At 43.2% G+C, this 17,973-nt stretch carries 18 protein-coding genes; 11 read left to right on the top strand and 7 right to left on the bottom strand.

The features are described from left to right. Positions 1–10: 10 nt before the first annotated feature. From AB5I83_RS05550 to coaW, 9 genes are all read left to right on the top strand, one after another. Entirely contained in the window at positions 11–742 is a 732-nt protein-coding gene (locus tag AB5I83_RS05550; protein WP_448973465.1) for a 2-phosphosulfolactate phosphatase, read from the top strand. Positions 743–778: 36 nt separating this feature from the next. Further along, entirely contained in the window at positions 779–1,732 is a 954-nt protein-coding gene (locus tag AB5I83_RS05545) for an alpha/beta hydrolase (RefSeq protein ID WP_448973463.1), read from the top strand. 20 nt (positions 1,733–1,752) lie between these two features. Then, positions 1,753–3,429, top strand: coding sequence for a long-chain fatty acid--CoA ligase (locus AB5I83_RS05540; RefSeq protein ID WP_448973934.1), 1,677 nt, complete (start codon positions 1,753–1,755; stop codon positions 3,427–3,429). Positions 3,430–3,473: 44 nt separating this feature from the next. Then, positions 3,474–4,337, top strand: coding sequence for a branched-chain amino acid ABC transporter permease (locus AB5I83_RS05535; protein WP_448973461.1), 864 nt, complete (start codon positions 3,474–3,476; stop codon positions 4,335–4,337). Beyond that, the gene (locus AB5I83_RS05530) at positions 4,337–5,362 is read left to right on the top strand and encodes a branched-chain amino acid ABC transporter permease (RefSeq protein WP_448973459.1); all 1,026 of its coding nucleotides are present in this window, start codon (positions 4,337–4,339) and stop codon (positions 5,360–5,362) included. The genes AB5I83_RS05535 and AB5I83_RS05530 overlap by 1 nt, the downstream gene beginning before the upstream one ends. Before the next feature lie 2 nt (positions 5,363–5,364). Further along, the gene (locus AB5I83_RS05525; RefSeq protein ID WP_448973458.1) at positions 5,365–6,129 is read left to right on the top strand and encodes an ABC transporter ATP-binding protein; all 765 of its coding nucleotides are present in this window, start codon (positions 5,365–5,367) and stop codon (positions 6,127–6,129) included. Continuing rightward, entirely contained in the window at positions 6,122–6,829 is a 708-nt protein-coding gene (locus tag AB5I83_RS05520; RefSeq protein WP_448973457.1) for an ABC transporter ATP-binding protein, read from the top strand. Before AB5I83_RS05525 ends, AB5I83_RS05520 begins: the two co-directional genes overlap by 8 nt. Positions 6,830–6,918: 89 nt before the next feature. Continuing rightward, complete coding sequence (locus tag AB5I83_RS05515) at positions 6,919–8,118, top strand: ABC transporter substrate-binding protein (protein ID WP_448973455.1); 1,200 nt, start codon at positions 6,919–6,921, stop codon at positions 8,116–8,118. A 202-nt stretch (positions 8,119–8,320) separates the two neighbouring features. Further along, positions 8,321–9,124 (top strand): type II pantothenate kinase, encoded by an 804-nt coding sequence (gene coaW / locus AB5I83_RS05510; RefSeq protein ID WP_448973453.1) that lies wholly within the window; start codon positions 8,321–8,323, stop codon positions 9,122–9,124. A gap of 81 nt (positions 9,125–9,205) precedes the next feature. On the opposite strand, the gene AB5I83_RS05505 is transcribed toward coaW, so the two are convergent. From AB5I83_RS05505 to AB5I83_RS05475, 7 genes are all read right to left on the bottom strand, one after another. Further along, positions 9,206–10,222: an LLM class flavin-dependent oxidoreductase gene (locus AB5I83_RS05505; protein ID WP_448973452.1), complete on the bottom strand. Its 1,017-nt coding sequence runs from the start codon at positions 10,220–10,222 to the stop codon at positions 9,206–9,208. 165 nt (positions 10,223–10,387) lie between these two features. Next, positions 10,388–11,122 carry an exonuclease domain-containing protein gene (locus tag AB5I83_RS05500; protein ID WP_448973450.1) on the bottom strand — a complete coding sequence of 245 codons (735 nt, stop codon included), beginning with the start codon at positions 11,120–11,122 and terminating at the stop codon, positions 10,388–10,390. 14 nt (positions 11,123–11,136) lie between these two features. Beyond that, a complete protein-coding gene (locus AB5I83_RS05495; RefSeq protein ID WP_448973448.1) occupies positions 11,137–12,096 on the bottom strand; it encodes a DUF294 nucleotidyltransferase-like domain-containing protein in 960 nt (319 codons plus the stop codon). Positions 12,097–12,181: 85 nt separating this feature from the next. Beyond that, on the bottom strand, positions 12,182–13,501 hold the full coding sequence (locus tag AB5I83_RS05490) for an ammonium transporter (RefSeq protein WP_448973446.1): 1,320 nt from the start codon (positions 13,499–13,501) through the stop codon (positions 12,182–12,184). Between the two features lie 136 nt (positions 13,502–13,637). Beyond that, complete coding sequence (locus AB5I83_RS05485; protein ID WP_448973444.1) at positions 13,638–13,976, bottom strand: MerR family transcriptional regulator; 339 nt, start codon at positions 13,974–13,976, stop codon at positions 13,638–13,640. 64 nt (positions 13,977–14,040) lie between these two features. Then, on the bottom strand, positions 14,041–14,187 hold the full coding sequence (fbpA, locus tag AB5I83_RS05480) for a Fur-regulated basic protein FbpA (RefSeq protein WP_318999783.1): 147 nt from the start codon (positions 14,185–14,187) through the stop codon (positions 14,041–14,043). Between the two features lie 13 nt (positions 14,188–14,200). Further along, positions 14,201–14,344 (bottom strand): hypothetical protein, encoded by a 144-nt coding sequence (locus AB5I83_RS05475; RefSeq protein ID WP_448973441.1) that lies wholly within the window; start codon positions 14,342–14,344, stop codon positions 14,201–14,203. 162 nt (positions 14,345–14,506) lie between these two features. On the opposite strand from AB5I83_RS05475, the gene AB5I83_RS05470 reads away from it, so the two are divergent. Then, positions 14,507–15,373, top strand: a complete 867-nt coding sequence (locus AB5I83_RS05470; protein ID WP_448973932.1) for a dimethylarginine dimethylaminohydrolase family protein — start codon at positions 14,507–14,509, stop codon at positions 15,371–15,373. 1,035 nt (positions 15,374–16,408) lie between these two features. Next, positions 16,409–17,869, top strand: coding sequence for an alanine/glycine:cation symporter family protein (locus AB5I83_RS05465; RefSeq protein ID WP_448973440.1), 1,461 nt, complete (start codon positions 16,409–16,411; stop codon positions 17,867–17,869). Positions 17,870–17,973 lie beyond the last annotated feature (104 nt).

The raw sequence follows: 17,973 nt of genomic DNA, 5'->3' as shown, positions 1-17,973 counted from the left end.
GGGCTCGGTGATGATGAAAGTTCACCTTTTGCTAAAAAAAGAAGACATCGATAAACAGAAAATGGCTGATAACAAAATCGCTGTTGTTTTCGATGTTCTGCTTGCAACTTCTACTGTTGCGTCTGCTCTTGAGTTTGGAGCCAGGGAAGTCATCCCCGTGCTCGATGGAAAGGCAGCAGAACAGGAAGCTGAAGGCAGGGAAAAGGATAGTTTCGTTCTTGTTGGAGAGTATCAAGGGAGAACAATTGACGGGTTCCTTTCGCCAAACCCTTTAGAATTAAAGGAACAGATTGCAGGGAAGTCTGTCATTCTCTCCACTACAAATGGAACGGTTGCCCTCAAAAACTCTGCACATGCGAAGGCGGTTTATGCGGCATCCCTGTTGAATTGCGAGGCAGTTGCCAAACACATTTTAAAAGAATACCAGGGCGAGACGATTGTAGTTGTCTGCTCAGGGTCCTCCAATGAATTCAATGTAGAAGATTTCCAGGGAGCGGGCTGCTTTATTGACTGCTTAATCAAGCAATTCCGTGAAGAGTTTTTTCTAACTGATTCTGCCTATGCTGCGTATAGTTTCTACCATGGGCACAATCAAAATAGTGATGATATTTTAAAAGCTTCCCGAGTCGGACGGATGCTGAGCAAACATGGATTTGAAAAGGAAATTGAATTCGTTTCACAGCAAAATATATTTAATAAAGTCCCTATACTTATAGATAAAAACCGGATCATTGCTGTCTGAATTGACAGCGCTTACATGAAAAGGAGGAGAGAAAATATGTCATTAAAACCAGAAGTAAAGGCTTTGCTCGAAGCGTTTGCCAATAATCCTGTTCCGCCGCTGGAACAGCTTCCATTGGCAGAAGCCAGGAATGGATTTGAACAGTCTGCAAAACTAATGAGCAGAGCAGAAAAGCTGGCCAAAACGGAAGATCGAATAATCAAAGGTTTTAATGGAGAAATAGATATCAGGATCTATACACCCAAAGGAGCTGGTGAAGCTCAGTTTCCGGCCATTGTCTACTACCATGGAGGCGGGTGGGTAATCGGAAACATTGAAACACATGATGCCCTCTGCCACACATTAGCCAATGAAGCTGGATGTAAAGTAGTTTCAGTGGATTACAGTCTTGCACCAGAAAGCAAGTTCCCGGTTGCAGTGGAAGATTCATATCTAGCTGCTAAATGGGTGTTTGAAAACGCTGACGAGCTGAATATTGATGAAAACTTTATAGCAGTCGCAGGCGATAGTGCAGGAGGGAATCTTGCAGCTGCTGTCAGCTATCTTGCAGTCGAAAGGCAGTCACCATCGATTGCTTACCAAATGCTGTTTTACCCTTCTACAGGATTTGATTATACTCCATCTTACGAAAAATACGGCGAAGGCTACCATTTAACGAAGTCCACTATGAAATGGTTCCGTGAGCAATACTTGAACACACCAGCTGATACCCAAAACCCTCTGGCGGCACCTATGCTGATTCCCGATGATATCACTGCCAAGCTTCCGCCAGCTCTGATTATGACAGCAGAGCTTGACCCATTATGTGATGGAGGCGAGCATTTTGCCAAAAAACTGAAAAATGCCGGAGTGGAAACGGAATATGTTTGTGTCCCGGGTATGCTCCATGGTTTCCTAGGCATGACCGAATATTTGCCTGACGGGAAGAAGGCAATCAAGGACGCTGCGGCGGCTTTTAATAAACAAAGTTCTCTTAAACCAGTTGAGTAGAAAATAAGGAGGAATGGATGATGCCTAATCTTCATTTTGAACATTGGCCTAAAATATCTAGGTCACTCAAATTGCCTGAAACCTCTCTCTATGAAAATTTGAAAGTCAGTGCTGACCGATATCCAGACCAGAGCGCGATTTACTATTATGGAAATACACTTTCCTACAAGGAGCTTGATGAAGAGGTCAGCGCGCTTTCAGGATTCCTCCAGCAGAAGCTGGGTGTTGCTAAAGGGGAAAGAGTTCTATTGTTTATGCAAAATTCACCACAGTTTGTGATTGGATTCTATGCCATTTCAAGAGCAGACGCAGTTGTGGTCCCGATCAACCCGATGCTGACCGCAGAAGAACTAAGCTTTTATATCAAGGATTGTGAAATTAACACTGCGCTGGTTGGCCAGGAGCTTTATGAAAAGGTTGAGCCGCTTATAGGAACAACTCCATTAAATAATGTGGTAGTTGCCGCTTATTCAGATTATATAGGGAATCGCTTTAACGGAACAGTACCTCCGGAGGCAGAAGCAAAAAGAAAATTTTACGACCAGCCGGGACATTTCCTCTGGAAGGAAGCCATCGCGGCACAGTATGAACCCCGAAAGCATACGACCAGCGCAGATGATCTTGTTGTGCTGCCTTATACTTCTGGAACAACCGGGCTGCCAAAAGGCTGCATGCATACGAACCGAACTGTCCAGGCGAATACAATCGGCGCCTATCACTGGTCAAGTTCTACCACCAGTGCGGTTCATTTAACGACACTGCCATTGTTCCATGTGACCGGAATGGTCCACAGCATGCATATGCCGATTTATTCAGGCAGCACAATGGTGCTCATGACAAGATGGAACCGCGAGGCAGCCGTTGAATTGATTCAATCGCAAGGGTGCACGCACTGGGTGGCAATTGCAACAATGATCGTTGACTTCCTTGCAAACCCCAAACTGAAAAAAGAGGATATCGCAACGTTAACCTCGATCTCAGGCGGCGGCGCAGCTCTCCCTGAGGCAGTTGGAGAAAAACTGTACAAACTTTCAGGCCTGAGGTTTGTGGAAGGCTACGGACTTTCAGAAACAATTGCCCAGACCCACTTCAACCCGCCTGACAGACCAAAAATGCAATGTCTTGGAATCCCGTCTTTTGATGTCGATGCAAGGATCATTGAACCCTCAACCGGAAAAGAACTTGGTGCAGGAGAAATTGGTGAAATCGTAGTGAATGGTCCCCAGGTAATGGTTGGCTATTATAACAGGGAAGATGAAAACAGGAATTCATTCATTGACTTAGACGGCAAAAGGTTTTTCAGGACAGGTGACATAGGCCGTTTCGATGAAGAGGGATACTACTTCATGGTCGACCGCGTCAAAAGGATGATCAATGCCTCCGGTTACAAGGTATGGCCAACGGAAGTGGAATCGTATCTCTACAAACATCCGGCGATACAGCAGGCGGTGGTCGTTGGTATCCCAGATCCAAGAAGAGGAGAATCCGTGAAGGCCTTCGTGATTCTGAATGAGGGATATGAGGGTGAAATAAGCGAAGAAGAAATAATTGAATGGTCCAAACAGCATATGGCGGCCTACAAATATCCAAGGGAGATTGAGTTCAGGACACAGTTTCCTATGACAAGCAGCGGAAAGATATTATGGCGGAAACTACAGGAGGAAGAACGGGAAAAGGCTGAAAAACAGGTGAGGTAAAACCACTCCTTCGCGGCAGCTATTAAAATTCAAGGAGGATTTTAATGGAGATTTTGGTTCAGCAGTTGTTCAATGGGCTTACCATAGGAAGTGTTTATGCACTTGTTGCCCTCGGACTTACTCTAGTTTACGGTATCCTTCATATCCCAAATTTCGCTCACGGTGCTTTGTATATGATGGGTGGTTACATCACCTTGATGATGATGGTGCAGTACGGGCTTCATTATTGGCTGGCTATCCTGGTTTCTGTCATTGTTGTTGGACTTATTGGCGTGCTGATGGAACGATTCGTCTTTTACCCATTGAGGCACGCACCGCCTATACACGACAAAATTGCGGCAATTGGAATTCTATTGTTTCTGGAAGCCTTTGCCCAGTATGTCTGGGGAGCCGATTATCAAACAATGCCGACGCCATATGGCCAGGTCATTCAATTATTCGGTTTGACCTTTACTATGCAAAGATTACTGATCATCATTGCAGCGATTGCCGTGATGGTTCTGCTTTACCTTTTCCTGAAAAAGACATATACAGGAGCATCGATCATCGCGATGTCACAGGACCGTGATGGCGCTAACCTTGTCGGAATCAATACGAACCGGGTCGCGATGCTGACGTTCCTGATTTCCGGAGGGCTTGCTGCGATTGCTAGCTCTCTGGCTGCTCCTATCAATCTGGTATTTCCAGGCATGGGACAGCTGGTTATTTTAAAAGCATTTGTCATCATCATTCTCGGCGGCATGGGCAGCATTCCAGGAGCCATCATCGGCGGTTATATTTTAGGATTCAGCGAAAGCCTTGGTGCCACGTATATTTCTAACGATTATAAAGACATTATCGCGTTCATCCTGCTGGTGATCATTCTGTCAGTAAAACCAACAGGTCTCTTTGCAAAGGGGGGACACTAGTGGCAAAAATCATCAATAAACGGACTATCATTCCGGCACTCGTGCTATTTGCCATCGTCTTTCCATTGGTGACTCAAAATGACTATTTCATCCATGTGATGACTCTCTCTTTCATCTGGATGATTGGAGTTTATGGGCTTAATCTTTTGGCTGGATACACTGGTTATCTATCTTTGGCACATGCTGGATTCTTTGCGGTTGGTGCGTATTCCTTAGGTCTTTTAACAGTAAAAGCACAAATGAACTTCTGGCTGGCTTTTGCGCTCGCCTTGATTATTACAAGTATTCTTGGATTACTGATTGGCCTGATTGCGCTCAGGACAAAAGAACACTTTTTTGCCATTTATACTCTATGTGTAGGGTATATCCTTTATCTTGTCATCGATAAGTGGGACAGTTTAACAGAGGGAGTCCGGGGACTTATCGGAATTCCGGCACCTGCCAATATCGGACCGCTTTCCTTTGAAACACCTTTATCACAATATTACCTGGTCCTCGTTATCCTGCTCGCTGTGATCATGATTGTCTACCGTATCGTGAATTCTTTGACAGGAAGGACTTATATCGCCATTCGCAATAGTGAGGACCTGGCACAGACAATCGGTATTTCTACGATGAAAAATAAACTCGAAGTCTTCGTCCTTTCAACATTTTTTGCCGGATTGTCAGGAGCTCTCTACGCCTCATTCATCCGCTTCATAGGGCCTGATATAGGGAATATCGTCATCACATTTGATTTGCTGACATACCTGCTGATTGGCGGGATCGGCACGCTTTCAGGTCCGATCGTGGGAACTGTTCTAGTCGTCTGGATTTCCCAGCAGCTGCAATTTCTCCAGGATTATCGCATGCTTATTTTCGGACCTATCCTTACCCTGCTCGTGATTTTTTACCCACGGGGCATCGCAGGTTCGATTGTCGAGTGGATGGTAAAACGAGCAGAGAAAAAGCGTGCCAAAGACGAGCAGGACAAACACTTCTCACAAAGTCCAATTGCAGCAGACAATCAGGTGAAGGAGGGATAAGGATGTTCCTTGAAACCAAGAATTTAACGAAGAAATTTGGCGGCTTAACTGCGGTTAACAATGTTGATTTCTCCATTGAAAGGGGTAAAATCAATGCCATCATCGGACCTAATGGCGCCGGCAAGTCAACGTTTTTCAATTTAATCAGCGGCTTCCATTCTCCAAGCTCAGGCACTATTATCCTTAAAGGGCAAGATATCACCACAATGCCTCCTAATAAAATTGCTGAGTTGGGAATCGCACGCACCTTTCAGACTACGAATCTGTTTGAGCAGTCAACAGTGCTTGACAATGTGTTCGTCGGTCATAGATTAAGGACGAAATCAAATTTGCTGGATGCTGTTTTGAGGTCAAAGAGGTTGATAAGAGAAGAAGAAAAATGCCGAGAAAAAGCGCTCGAAGTGATAAAGTTCACCGGATTGGAAAGGGTTGCCGGCAAGTTGGTTGGCAGCCTGACCCAGGAAGAGAAAAAGCGGACGGCCTTTGCCCTGGCCCTTGCGACGGAACCGGAAATTGTTTTTCTTGATGAGCCTGCAGCAGGTGTCAATCCTGATGAGACAGAGGGTTTGGCTCAATTAATGAAGAAAATGGTGGATCAAGGGATTACCGTCTGCCTGATTGAACACAAGATGCAAATGATTATGAAACTAGCAGACAAAATTATGGTTCTCAACTATGGAGAGAAAATCGCAGAGGGCACTCCAGAGGAAATCAGGAATGATCCCAATGTCATTAAGGCTTATCTGGGAGGGAGCGCAAGTGCTTAAACTGCAGGACGTTTCGGTAAAATACGGAAGCTTTACTGCTATTCATAACGTCAGTCTTGAGGTTAACCCCGGACAAATTGTTGTTTTGCTAGGGGCGAATGGAGCTGGAAAAAGCACAATATTCAAGACGATCAGCGGACTGAACAAGGCGTCTTCTGGAAGTATTGAATTTGAAAGTGAATCCCTTAACAAACGCTCTCCTGATAAAATTGTCCAGTCAGGCATTGTCCAGTGTGCTGAAGGGCGTAAACTATTCCCTTCAATGACAGTAGAAGAGAACTTGAAGATGGGAGGCTATGTCCATAGAAAGCACAAGAAAGGGATAAAAGAATCGCTAAAGCATGTATACGAGCTTTTCCCTATTTTACAAGAGAAGCAGGATGATATGGCCGGTTCACTGAGCGGGGGCCAGCAGCAAATGCTTGCGATTGGGAGAGCACTTATGGCTAAACCAAAGCTGATGCTGCTCGATGAACCTTCAATCGGGCTTGCACCATTGATTGTAGAGCAAATGTTTGAAGTAATCAAAACCATCAATCGCGAGGGTACCACGATTCTCCTTGCTGAACAAAATGCCAATGCTGCCTTGAAAATTGCCGATAAAGGTTATGTTTTTGAAAATGGAGCGGTTGTACTCGAAGGTACTTCAGAGGAACTGTTCGCGAATGATGAGATCAAGAAAGCTTATATAGGTGCTTAGAACAACTTCTGTCTTTAGGGAGGTGGTTGCGAAGCGGTATAAATCAATATGTCTGAACATTAGGAAAGTTAAACTAAGGGGGAAAGCAAATGAAGAAATCTAAACTGTTTTTGATTTTAAGTGTAATGTTTGCTTTGATTTTCAGCCTTGCCGCTTGCAACAACTCTGAAAAAACAGATGCTGGAGGAACTGATCCTGAAGCTGGGTCAGGAGAAGGGACAATTAATATTGGTTATACAGGGCCGTTAAGCGGACCTGCAGCCTTTTATGGAGAAAGGACATTGAACGGGGTACAAATGGCTGCCGAGGAAATTAACAATGCTGGTGGTGTCGAAGTAAATGGGAAGAAGTATACATTCAATGTAGTCTCCCTGGATGACAAGTATTTGCCAAATGAAGCAGGAGCGAATGCAAAGAGATTGATGCAGGAAAACAAGACGCCGATTATTTTCACTCCTCACAGTGGCGGAGTAGCGGCAATGCAGGTATTTAATCAGCAGGAAAAATTCATTATTGGCGCCTATACAAGTGAACCTAAGGTCACTGAAGGGGGCAATAAATTAACAGTTAGAATTCCTCCTCGTTATGATGGCTATCTTGAGCCATTCACAAATTATTCAATGGAGAAATTCGGCAAGAAAATCGCTTTCCTTCCTACTGCGTCCCAGTACGGTAAAGACTGGGCAGAAAAGCTGCAGCCTCACTGGGAAAAAGCAGGCGGGAAAGTCGTGTATAACTCTTCGATCGACTTTGCGAAAGATACCGATTTCTTTACGATCATAACGAATGCCCTGAAGGAGAAGCCTGATGTATTATTTATCGGGGGACCGTCCGAGCCAACGGCAAAAGTTGCCAAACAAGCGAGAGAACTTGGCTTCAAAGGCGGTTTCATTGTTATGGACCAGGCAAAGTTCGACGAAATGAAGAAGGTTACCGGCAGCTATGATGTCCTAAATGGAGCGATTGGTGTTATGCCGCTTGTTGATTCAGACAGTCCAGGAATTCCAGAATTCGTCAAGAATTATCGTGAGAAATATAATGAGGACCCAGGTTCCGAAGCTGGCTTGAATTATATTGCCATGTATGTTTTTGCTGAGGCAATCAAAGCGGCAGGATCTATAGATGACCCTGAAAAAATCATGGCGCACATGCAGGATGGCCTGGATAAGCTACCAGAAGACAAGAAGGTGTATGTCATTCCAAAGATTGACCCTAACGGCGGATTTGAAGGCGAGCTGATCGTTGCAGCAATTGAGGATGGGAAGGTCGTGCCAATCAAGGCTGATTAATTGGTGAATGGGGCGTATGTTTAGATGCCCATCTGTACTAAGTTTTTGATTCCTCATTAAAAGGTACAAACCATCGCTAAACAAATCTACAAAGCGGCAGTTAAATATGACTGCCGCTGTTTTCTTTGCTTTCAAGTTTTCTAAAGACTTACAATAAAAGATAAGATTTAACTTGATTGATTTTCATGAAAGGGGAGACCTCATGAATAATAGGATTGGCATTGATGCTGGAGGGTCCTTAATAAAAATTGCTTATGAGGAAAATGGCATTCTTCATTATCGAAAACAACCAATCAGTGAAATGGATGGAGCATTAGGATGGCTGAAACTAGTCTCTTCAAACAAATCCATTTTCCTGACAGGAGGGAGAGCTGGTAAAATCAAAGCGAAATTTTTTCCGGAATCAGAGATTGTCGATGAATTTTCCGCCACATGTGAAGGTGCGAACTACTTGATGAGGAAGGAAGGGTTGCCAGCTGCAGAAAATTCCTTGCTCATCAATATTGGTACAGGAACTTCGTGGTTTAAGATCGAAGGGGAAAAGTATAATCGGGTTCTTGGCAGCGGAATAGGCGGCGGGACTTTTATGGGGATGGGAAGGCTTTTGGCAGATTCCAGTGATTTTGCAACTCTTGTCAGTTTGACAGCCACCGGTGACAAAGGGAAGGTGGACCTGCTGGTGAAGGATCTCTATCATCCGGAAGAACCTCCGATACCCGGAGACCTGACTGCAAGCAACTTCGCCAAGACGGAAACTATCCATACAAGCTCTTCAGCTGATGAAATGGCTTCTTTTATGAATATGATGGCAGAGACCATTACACTTTTAACCGTACAAACAGCTGCTTTGCACGGAAAAAAGAAAGTTGTTTTCATAGGAAGTACGCTGGCTGGCAATAAACCATTGCAAGATCAATTGGGTTTCTATTGTAAAATGTCCGGTCTGGATTCATACTTCCTGCATAACGGGGAATTCAGCGGGGCACTCGGGGCTATGCTCAGATGATTTAGGACAATTGTAAAAAGGTTAATAGAAAGAGGAGAATCTAGCTTTTTAGATTCTCCTCTTTCTATTATGATGATATTCCTATCCTTTAAAAACCTCAGAAACAATTTCAAAAGATTTTAATCTTGCTTTATGGTCAAATATTTGTGCATTGATGATCATTTCATCCGCCTGTGTTTCGTCCAGGAATTCTTGAAGTTTGGTTTTGATCGTTTCAGGGCTGCCGACAATGGAAGAACCGATACGACTGCCCAGCAGCATTCTTTCATACTCGCTCAGCTGATCTTCAAGGTTTTTGACAGGAGGCAGCAAAGGACTTGGGTTATTCCTGAAAAGGTTAAGGAACTGCTGCTGCATGGAGGTTGCCAGAAATTCTGCTTCCTCATCCGTTTCAGCAGCAATCACGTTGACGCCGACCATTGCATAAGGCTCCTCCAAAACATCTGAAGGCTGGAAGTTTCTGCGGTAAAGCTTTAATGCACCTAATGTATTTTCCGGTGAGAAATGGCTGGCGAATGAAAATGGCAAACCAAGTTGTCCCGAAAGCTGTGCACTGTAGCCGCTTGAGCCCAATAGCCAAATTGGTATGTTCAACCCTTCACCTGGAATCGCCCTGACACTGCGATATTGTGAATCCAGTTCCGGATTGAAATAAGCCCTAAGCTCATCCAATTGCTCCGGGAAGTCCTGGCCATCACTTCGACGTTCCCGCCTTAATGCATAAGCCGTCACCTGGTCAGTCCCAGGAGCGCGTCCGAGACCAAGGTCAATACGGCCTGGGAAAAGAGATTCAAGTGTCCCGAATTGTTCAGCGATAACAAGTGGAGCATGATTCGGAAGCATGATTCCACCCGAGCCAACTCTGATGGAGCTTGTTCCAGCTGCAACATGGCCAATTACAACGGATGTAGCGGAGCTGGCGATGCCTGGCATGTTATGGTGCTCAGCTAACCAATAGCGGTTATAACCCCATTTTTCTGCATGCTGGGCAAGGTCAAGAGTGTTCTTTAAAGCATTTGATGCTGTGCCGCCTTCAAGAATCGGAGCCAGGTCAAGCACGGAGTATTTTATATCGTTTAAACGTTTGTTGTCCGTCATTTTACATCTTCCTTTATTGAATAATAGTAACTGCCAGGGTTAGCACTTTTACTATTCCCAGCGATTATACCATTCAATAGTAACAATTATCTTTCGGTAATCAAAATAAAATGTTTGAGAAAATAGAAATGAGGCATGGGGTGGGGAGGGATGCGAGGCACAAGCTTATCTCTTTAAAGATAGGTATTCATAAACCTCGCGCAAGTTTTTGTAGCCTTGCTCCCGGGCTTTTTTAATATAGAAAGCCCATAGCTTCGCTGCCATTTTGGCATCCGCCAATGCATGATGCCTATCTTTCACTTCAATCCCGCACTCAAAGCAAATTTGTTCCAAAGGCAGGGAATTGACAACAGGCTGGAAAATCCTAATTAAAAATGAAGTATCAATCACCCTGTGTTCAAAATTCAAGCGTAAATGGCTGCCTGTAAATTTCTTCATAAAGGCTTGCTCATGTCTTGCATGGTGAGCTACAAGGACTGAGCTGCCTATGAAATTTAAAAATTCCATCAGGGCTTGTGAAGTTTTCGGGGCAGTCAAAAGCTCTTCCTCAGTGATAGAAGTCAGGCTCAGGACATCAGGCGGTACTGGAATTTCAGGGTTGATTAATGAATAGAAGAACTCATTTTCAAGTATTGTGGAACCAATAACTTTTACAGCTCCTATAGAGATGATCCTATCGCCTTTTTCAGGATAAAAGCCTGTTGTTTCAAGATCAAATACAATGACCTGCAATTCCTCCAACGGACAGTCGAGGCTAGTTCCTTCCTTCATTTCTTTTTGCAGCTGTCTTAAAAACGACATTTGTTGTGGATTTGAGTGCGTTGGCATTCCGGCATAGATGTTCGATCCGAGCTTCCCGGTCATTTGCCGAAAGAAACGAATCATATCATTCATTCCCATAAAATTCACATCCTTTAAACCAGCTTTTTGACATGTTCATAAAACTGTTCACCCACTTTAATGATCTCTTTTAATGCTTTCTTTTCAGCTTTAGAAAGTTTATTGATATTAACGTAGTGTCCGGAGTCATAATCCCTATGACTTCCATGTTTCAGGCGATAGTCAAGCAATGCAGAGAAGGTATTGCTGTACAAAGCTTTTTCTTGATGTGTCATCAAGTCGTCAGATAAAAGGCTGATACGGAAGAGAGTTGGAGTTTCTTTTATCCCTTCGGAAAATGACAACAACCTTGCAGCATTTACAAAGGGGAAAAACGCTGTCTCCTTTAGATTAATAGATCCCGTAAAGGTGCCATGGGTTTCTGCAAGCAGCTGGCCAAGTACTCCGATCCCTTTTTTAAGAAACATTGTGTTATGAAGCATTCTTAACTGTAATTGTTCTCTTTTAACTTCATCAAAGGCTTTTTCTTTCAACCTTCTTAACAGACCAGCGTCACCGTGGATAGACCTGGCATCGGCAAAAATAAGCAAATACCGGATTGACTCCCATGTAGCTTCACCAACCCAAACTCCAAGTTGATTCTCCCAATCCTTCAGCGATTTACACCACAATGGATTGCTTGCCATGACACCGCCGGAACATTTTTTATAGCCAGCCAGCTCTAATCCTTCAGAAATCTCTTTACCTAACTTCAAAAAGTATTCCTTTGCTTCATCGGTGTTCATTGTGAAAACCAGTCCGTGGTCCTGGTCACTCCAAATAGATTGCTCCATCCGTCCAGCACTTCCCATGACGAAGAAGGAAAATGGGGAAGGGGGATTCCCATATTTCTTTGTCAATTTGCTGACAGCAGCAGAGATGACTTGATCATAAATAAAGTCATGGAAATGATTTAATTGTTCATTGTTAAAAGAAGCTTCAGTCAGTCCTTTAACTCTTAAAGCGTTTATATTAGTATAGTCAACGAAGTTCATAATTCGGACGTCCTCCTTTCTCCATTCATCAAAAGAGGGCTGGCCCCCATTAGGGACCGCCGCTCCATATAACAGACTTATTAATCTAATTGACAGTAGGTTGCTGTGAATTTAAGGGGATGTTGGATGTTGAAGTGACATCCATTGAAACCTTAGCTGCTGCTTCCTTATTGACCAATTCTGGATACCCATAGCTTCCGTGTTCACTAATATCCAGGCCGATGATTTCTTCTTCTTCTGTTACCCGCAAGCCCTTCATTGCTACCTTCATAATCGATAAGATGATATAAGATACTGCGAAAGCGAAAGCTCCTGAGGCGAAAACTCCCAGCGCCTGCACTCCTAGCTGTTCAAAACCGCCGCCATAGAACAAACCTGGATTTCCAACTGTGGCTAGTTCAGGTGTCGCAAAGAATCCTGTGGAAAGAGTTCCCCAAACACCAGCCGTACCATGTACAGATAGCGCAAAGATAGGATCATCTATCTTCCTGCTTTCAAAGAAGCGAATACTATAGAAAACAAGGATGCCGGCGATCAATCCGATCAGGACCGCTGCCCAAGTATCAACAAAAGCACACGAGGCTGTAATGGCCACGAGTCCTGCCAGTGCTCCGTTCAGCATCATTGGAACATCCGCTTTGCCTAAAACAATCCAGGAGATGAGCATGGCTGCAACAGTACCGGCAGCTGCTGCAAGATTCGTGTTGAGCGCAACAAATCCAAAAAATGCTCCATCAACAGAAACGGTGCTTCCTGCATTAAATCCAAACCAGCCAACCCATAGTAACAATACGCTCAATGCTGTGAAGACCTGGTTGTGACCTTCGATATTATTAGCTGAACCGTCTTTATTGAATTTACCAATCCGCGGCTTCAGAAGAATGGTTGCTGCTAGTGCTGCCATTGCTCCAGTGAGATGGACAACTGTCGAGCCAGCAAAATCCTGTTTTCCATGTTCTGCAAGCCAGCCACCGCCCCAAATCCAGTGGGCGATGAACGGATAAACCAATACTGAGAACAGGAGTGCAAAAACAAGATAGACAGATAATTTTGCCCTCTCAGCAAATCCGCCAAAAGCAATCGTTAAGGAAATCCCTGCGAAAGCCAGCTGGAATAGAAAGAATACAGCACCTGAAAGTCCTAACCCCTCAATATCATAGCCTGAATAAAAAAAGTTTGAGAAGCCAAGAATTGAGTTGCCTTCTCCAAAGATAAGTCCATAACCTACAGCCCAGAAAACGATTGATGAAATTCCAAATGTCAAAATCGTTTTTCCAGCAATGTGGCCAGCGTTCTTCATTCGGGTTGATCCTGTTTCAAGCAGGATGAAGCCACCAATCATCAAAATAACTAAAACCGCGGAGATCGTAACCCATAGACTATTCATTAAAAATACCGTATCCATTTTTTTCGTCCCCTTTCAAATTGTGAATGTAGTTTGTATTCTCGCATGGATTTGTATTTCATTCTACTTTTATGTAAGAAAACCTTACACGTATTTTGAACAAAAGAAAAAACCTCCAATAATGAAGGTCTTCAGTTTAGTATTTTCGAATGCCGAATCTTGCGTTCAATTGTCCTTGTATCATTTTCTTATGATCTTGGTCTTTATGTCGCTTCTTTTCTTTAATCATTTCCTGCCGGATCTCATAAGTCTGTACACCATCTTCGATTTTGTTGGCAATCTCCACTAATTGTTCAACATCTAAGAATGAATATCTTCTGCTTCCGCCAGGAGTACGGTCGGGAAAAACCAATTTCCTTTCTTCATAATATCGTATCTGCCGTTCTGAAAGACCGGTCAACTCACTGACAATACCAATGGTAATCACTTTCTTTTCTTTGTAGGAGGAGGAGTCTGCAGCCAATTCATTCACCACACTTTATTCACTTTTGATATTATATGTTATATTTTCTCACATGATATATCAATTTGTAAATTGGCTAAAACCTATTTATTAAATTTTTCAGTTCCGTTAATGTTAGCTTTCTTAATTCTTCTTCGCTTTCATTTGTCATATTTGATTTGATCAGATGCTGGATATAATGGTCTTTAAGCTTTTCCACGGCAGTACGCAAATGCAATGACACAGTGAATCACTCCTTAATAAGTTTCATTCTGGGCAGTACGTAACAGTTCAAGAGCGTGCTTTCCATGTCTTTTCAAAAGTTCCTCATACAATTCATCACGAAAAAGATCGATTAAGATAATCAATTGGGCTAATTCCATTCCATTACGACTTTGCATATTCATCTCCTCAATTATTGAAACATTTTTTCAAGCTTAAAGATTTTCCGGAATAAAGTCAGCGACTTCGTAAGGATATCTGACAGGATTTTTTTGAGTAAAGTAATGATTAAAGTGTAATCCGGAAAACCTATAATGATTTGTTCAAAAGGAGGAATGATGATGGAACAAAATATGCAGCCCGAAAATAGAGGGTATGTCATAAATGAATATGACGCACTTAAGAAAGTCATTCTTTGTCAGCCACAGTATATGACAATCCGCGAAGTAATAAATGAAACCCAGAAACATTTCAAGGATGAAGGCATACATATAGAAGTTGCCTTGGAACAGCATAATGAATTTGTGAACACCTTGAAAAATCATGGGGTAGAGGTCATCCTGCTTCCATACCACAAAAAATATCCGGAGCAAGTGTTTACGAGGGATATCGGATTCACCCTTGGCCAAACCATATTTGTGGCGGATATGGCAAGCGATGTACGTAAAGGTGAGGAAGACGTCCTGAAACAATGGCTCGAGGATGACGGAATATCATACTATAATTTAATCGGGGACCATATAGAAGGCGGGGATGTTGTCATTGATCAAGACACTGTATATGTCGGGCTGAGTAACCGGACCAACCAACAAGCGGCAGACCACCTTCAAGGACTGCTTCCGACCTTTGAAGTGAAAGCCGTCCCATTTAAAGCGGAGTATCTGCACCTTGACTGTGTTTTCAATATCGTTTCTCCGGAAGTTGCACTAATCTATCGACCTGCACTGACTGACGAGGATATTAAAATGTTCAGTTCGAAATATGATTTGATCGATGTTAGCGAGGAAGAACAATTTACACTCGGTACGAATGTGCTGGGTATCGGAAACAAGAAAATTCTGAGCTTGCCGGTGAATAATGGCGTTAATGAACAGCTAAGAAGTAAAGGATTTGAAGTCATTGAAGTGGATATAACTGAAATCATCAAATCTGGCGGATCCTTCAGATGCTGCACACTTCCGATTATGCGTGAAAGAAGTGTTCAATAATATTTATTCAAATAGGTAAAACACTAACACTGAAAGAGCGGGAGATAAGTGTCTCTCGCTTTTTCGTGTGTTTTTTAGGGAGAGTCGGCTACTTCAGACAGCTTTGAAGTAAACCAGCACATACTTGTCTGAAGACAGGGCAACTTCGGACAACTTCGCAGGTAAACATTGAAAACCTGTCTTAAGTAGAGCGATCTTTTGACAACTTTATAGGAAACAAGCACAAACTTGTCTGAAGACAGGGCAACTTCAGACAACTTCGCAGCTAAACATTGAAAAGCTGTCTTAAGTAGAGCGATCTTTTGACAACTTTTAAGGAAATTAGCACAATCTTGTCTAAAGACAGGGCAACTTAAGACAGCTTCTCAGGTAAACATTCAAAAGCTGTCTTAAGTAAAGCGATCTTTTGACAACTTTAAGGGAATTTAGAACAAACTTGTCTGAAGACAGGGCTACTTCAGACAACTTCGCAGGTAAACATTCAAAAGCTGTCTTAAGTAGAGCGATCTTTTGACAACTTTTAAGGAAACCAGCACAAACTTGTCTGAAGTCAGGGCAAGTTCGGACAACTTCGCAGCTAAACATTGAAAAGCTGTCTGAAGTAGAGCGACCTTTTGACAACTTTAAAGGAAAACAGCCCTAACTTGTCTGAAGACAGGGCAACTTCAGACAACTTCTCATGTAAATATAGAAAAGCTGTCTGAAGTAAGGACATCTTTTGACAGCTTTGAAGGAAATCAACACAAACTTGTCTGAAGGCAGGGCAACTTCGGACAACTTCGCAGCTAATCATTAAAAAGCTGTCTGAACCCATGCAACCTTCAAAGGGCTTTACCTGAGAATCAAATTCCAACCGATCCAGAGCCAGTCGGTTTAGTTCATAAATAAAAAAATACGGGAAACCTCCGCGACCAATTGTTTTCACACAGCTCAATAAATTGTTTACTGTTAAATATCACATTTTGATTGTCCTTTGGGTTAAATTATCTTATAATTCAAAATAGAAAGAAATTAATTTGATAAAGGGGGATTCATTTGGAAGCTTTCATTTCTTGGCTCAATGGGATTCTTTGGAGCAACCCGGTCATTTATATCATTCTTGGAATCGGTTTGCTCTTCTCGATCCTGACACGATTTTTGCAAGTCAGATTACTGAAAGACATGGTATTACTTATGTTCAAAGGAAGAAGTTCCGATGCGGGTGTTTCATCTTTTCAGGCCTTATCTATTGCTTTATCCGGCCGTGTAGGAACTGGTAACATTGCAGGTACTGCCACTGCGATCGCAATGGGTGGTCCTGGTGCTGTATTCTGGATGTGGACGATCGCGTTCATCGGCGCGGGAAGCGCTTTTGTTGAATCAACATTGGCGCAGATTTACAAAGTTAAACAAGATGGACTTTATCGAGGCGGTCCAGCTTACTACATCGAAAAAGGACTTGGTATCAAGTGGTTCGCTATTGCCTTTGCTGTAGCTGCTTTGCTGGCAATGTCACTTTTGATGCCAGGGATTCAGTCCAACTCGATAGCACTTGGTCTTGAGAACGCTTTTGGCGTTAGCAAAACGGTGACAGGACTTGTTGTAATTGCATTATTGGCTTTAATCATTTTCGGTGGCGTTAAAAGGATTGCAACTGTTGCTCAATATACAGTACCTTTCATGGCCGTAGGATACATCCTAGTTGCTCTTATCATCATTGGAATGAATATCTCAGAAGTTCCTGCGGTGTTCGCTTTAATCTTCAAGAGTGCATTCGGTGCTGACTCCATGTTTGGCGGTATTCTTGGAAGCGCGATTGCTTGGGGTGTAAAACGCGGTATTTATTCCAATGAAGCAGGACAGGGAACAGGACCTCACGCAGCTGCTGCTGCTGAAGTATCACACCCAGCTAAGCAAGGTCTTGTTCAGGCATTCTCAGTTTACATCGATACTTTATTCGTTTGTTCCGCTACAGCATTCATGATCCTGTTCACTGGAATGTTCAATACTGTTGGCGCTGACGGAGCATTCATCGTCGAAAACCTTCAGGGAGTGGAAGCCGGTCCTGGTTATACACAGGCTGCAGTTGATGCGGTTCTTCCTGGATTCGGAGCAGAATTCGTTGCTGTCGCACTATTCTTCTTCGCTTTCACAACCATCATGGCATACTATTATATGGCTGAAACGAATATCGCCTATCTTCTCAGGGGAAGAAATGGCAAAGTTCCAATGCTCATCCTAAAAGTGGTCATCCTCGGAGCAACTTTCTACGGAGCGGTGAAAGAAGCGTCACTCGCTTGGGCTCTTGGTGACGCTGGACTGGGATTGATGGTATGGCTCAACCTGATTGCCATTGTCCTTCTTGCAAAACCGGCATTGATTGCTTTGAAGGATTATGAGGAACAGAGAAAGCAAGGTATCGATCCGGTCTTCAATTCCAAAAAGCTTGGCATCAAGAACGCTGAGTACTGGGAAGAGGAATATTCCTTCAACCATGAGAAAGAAAAAGTATCATAATATTATCATCCAAGGAGAACTGCCTTTACGATGGCAGTTCTTTTTTGTTTGATGAGTTTGATTATATTGTTATCGTGGAATGGGAACAATGATAGCAGCAAGGA

Source organism: Mesobacillus sp. LC4, assembly GCF_053543455.1.
This window is presented reverse-complemented; position numbering and strand designations above follow the sequence as displayed.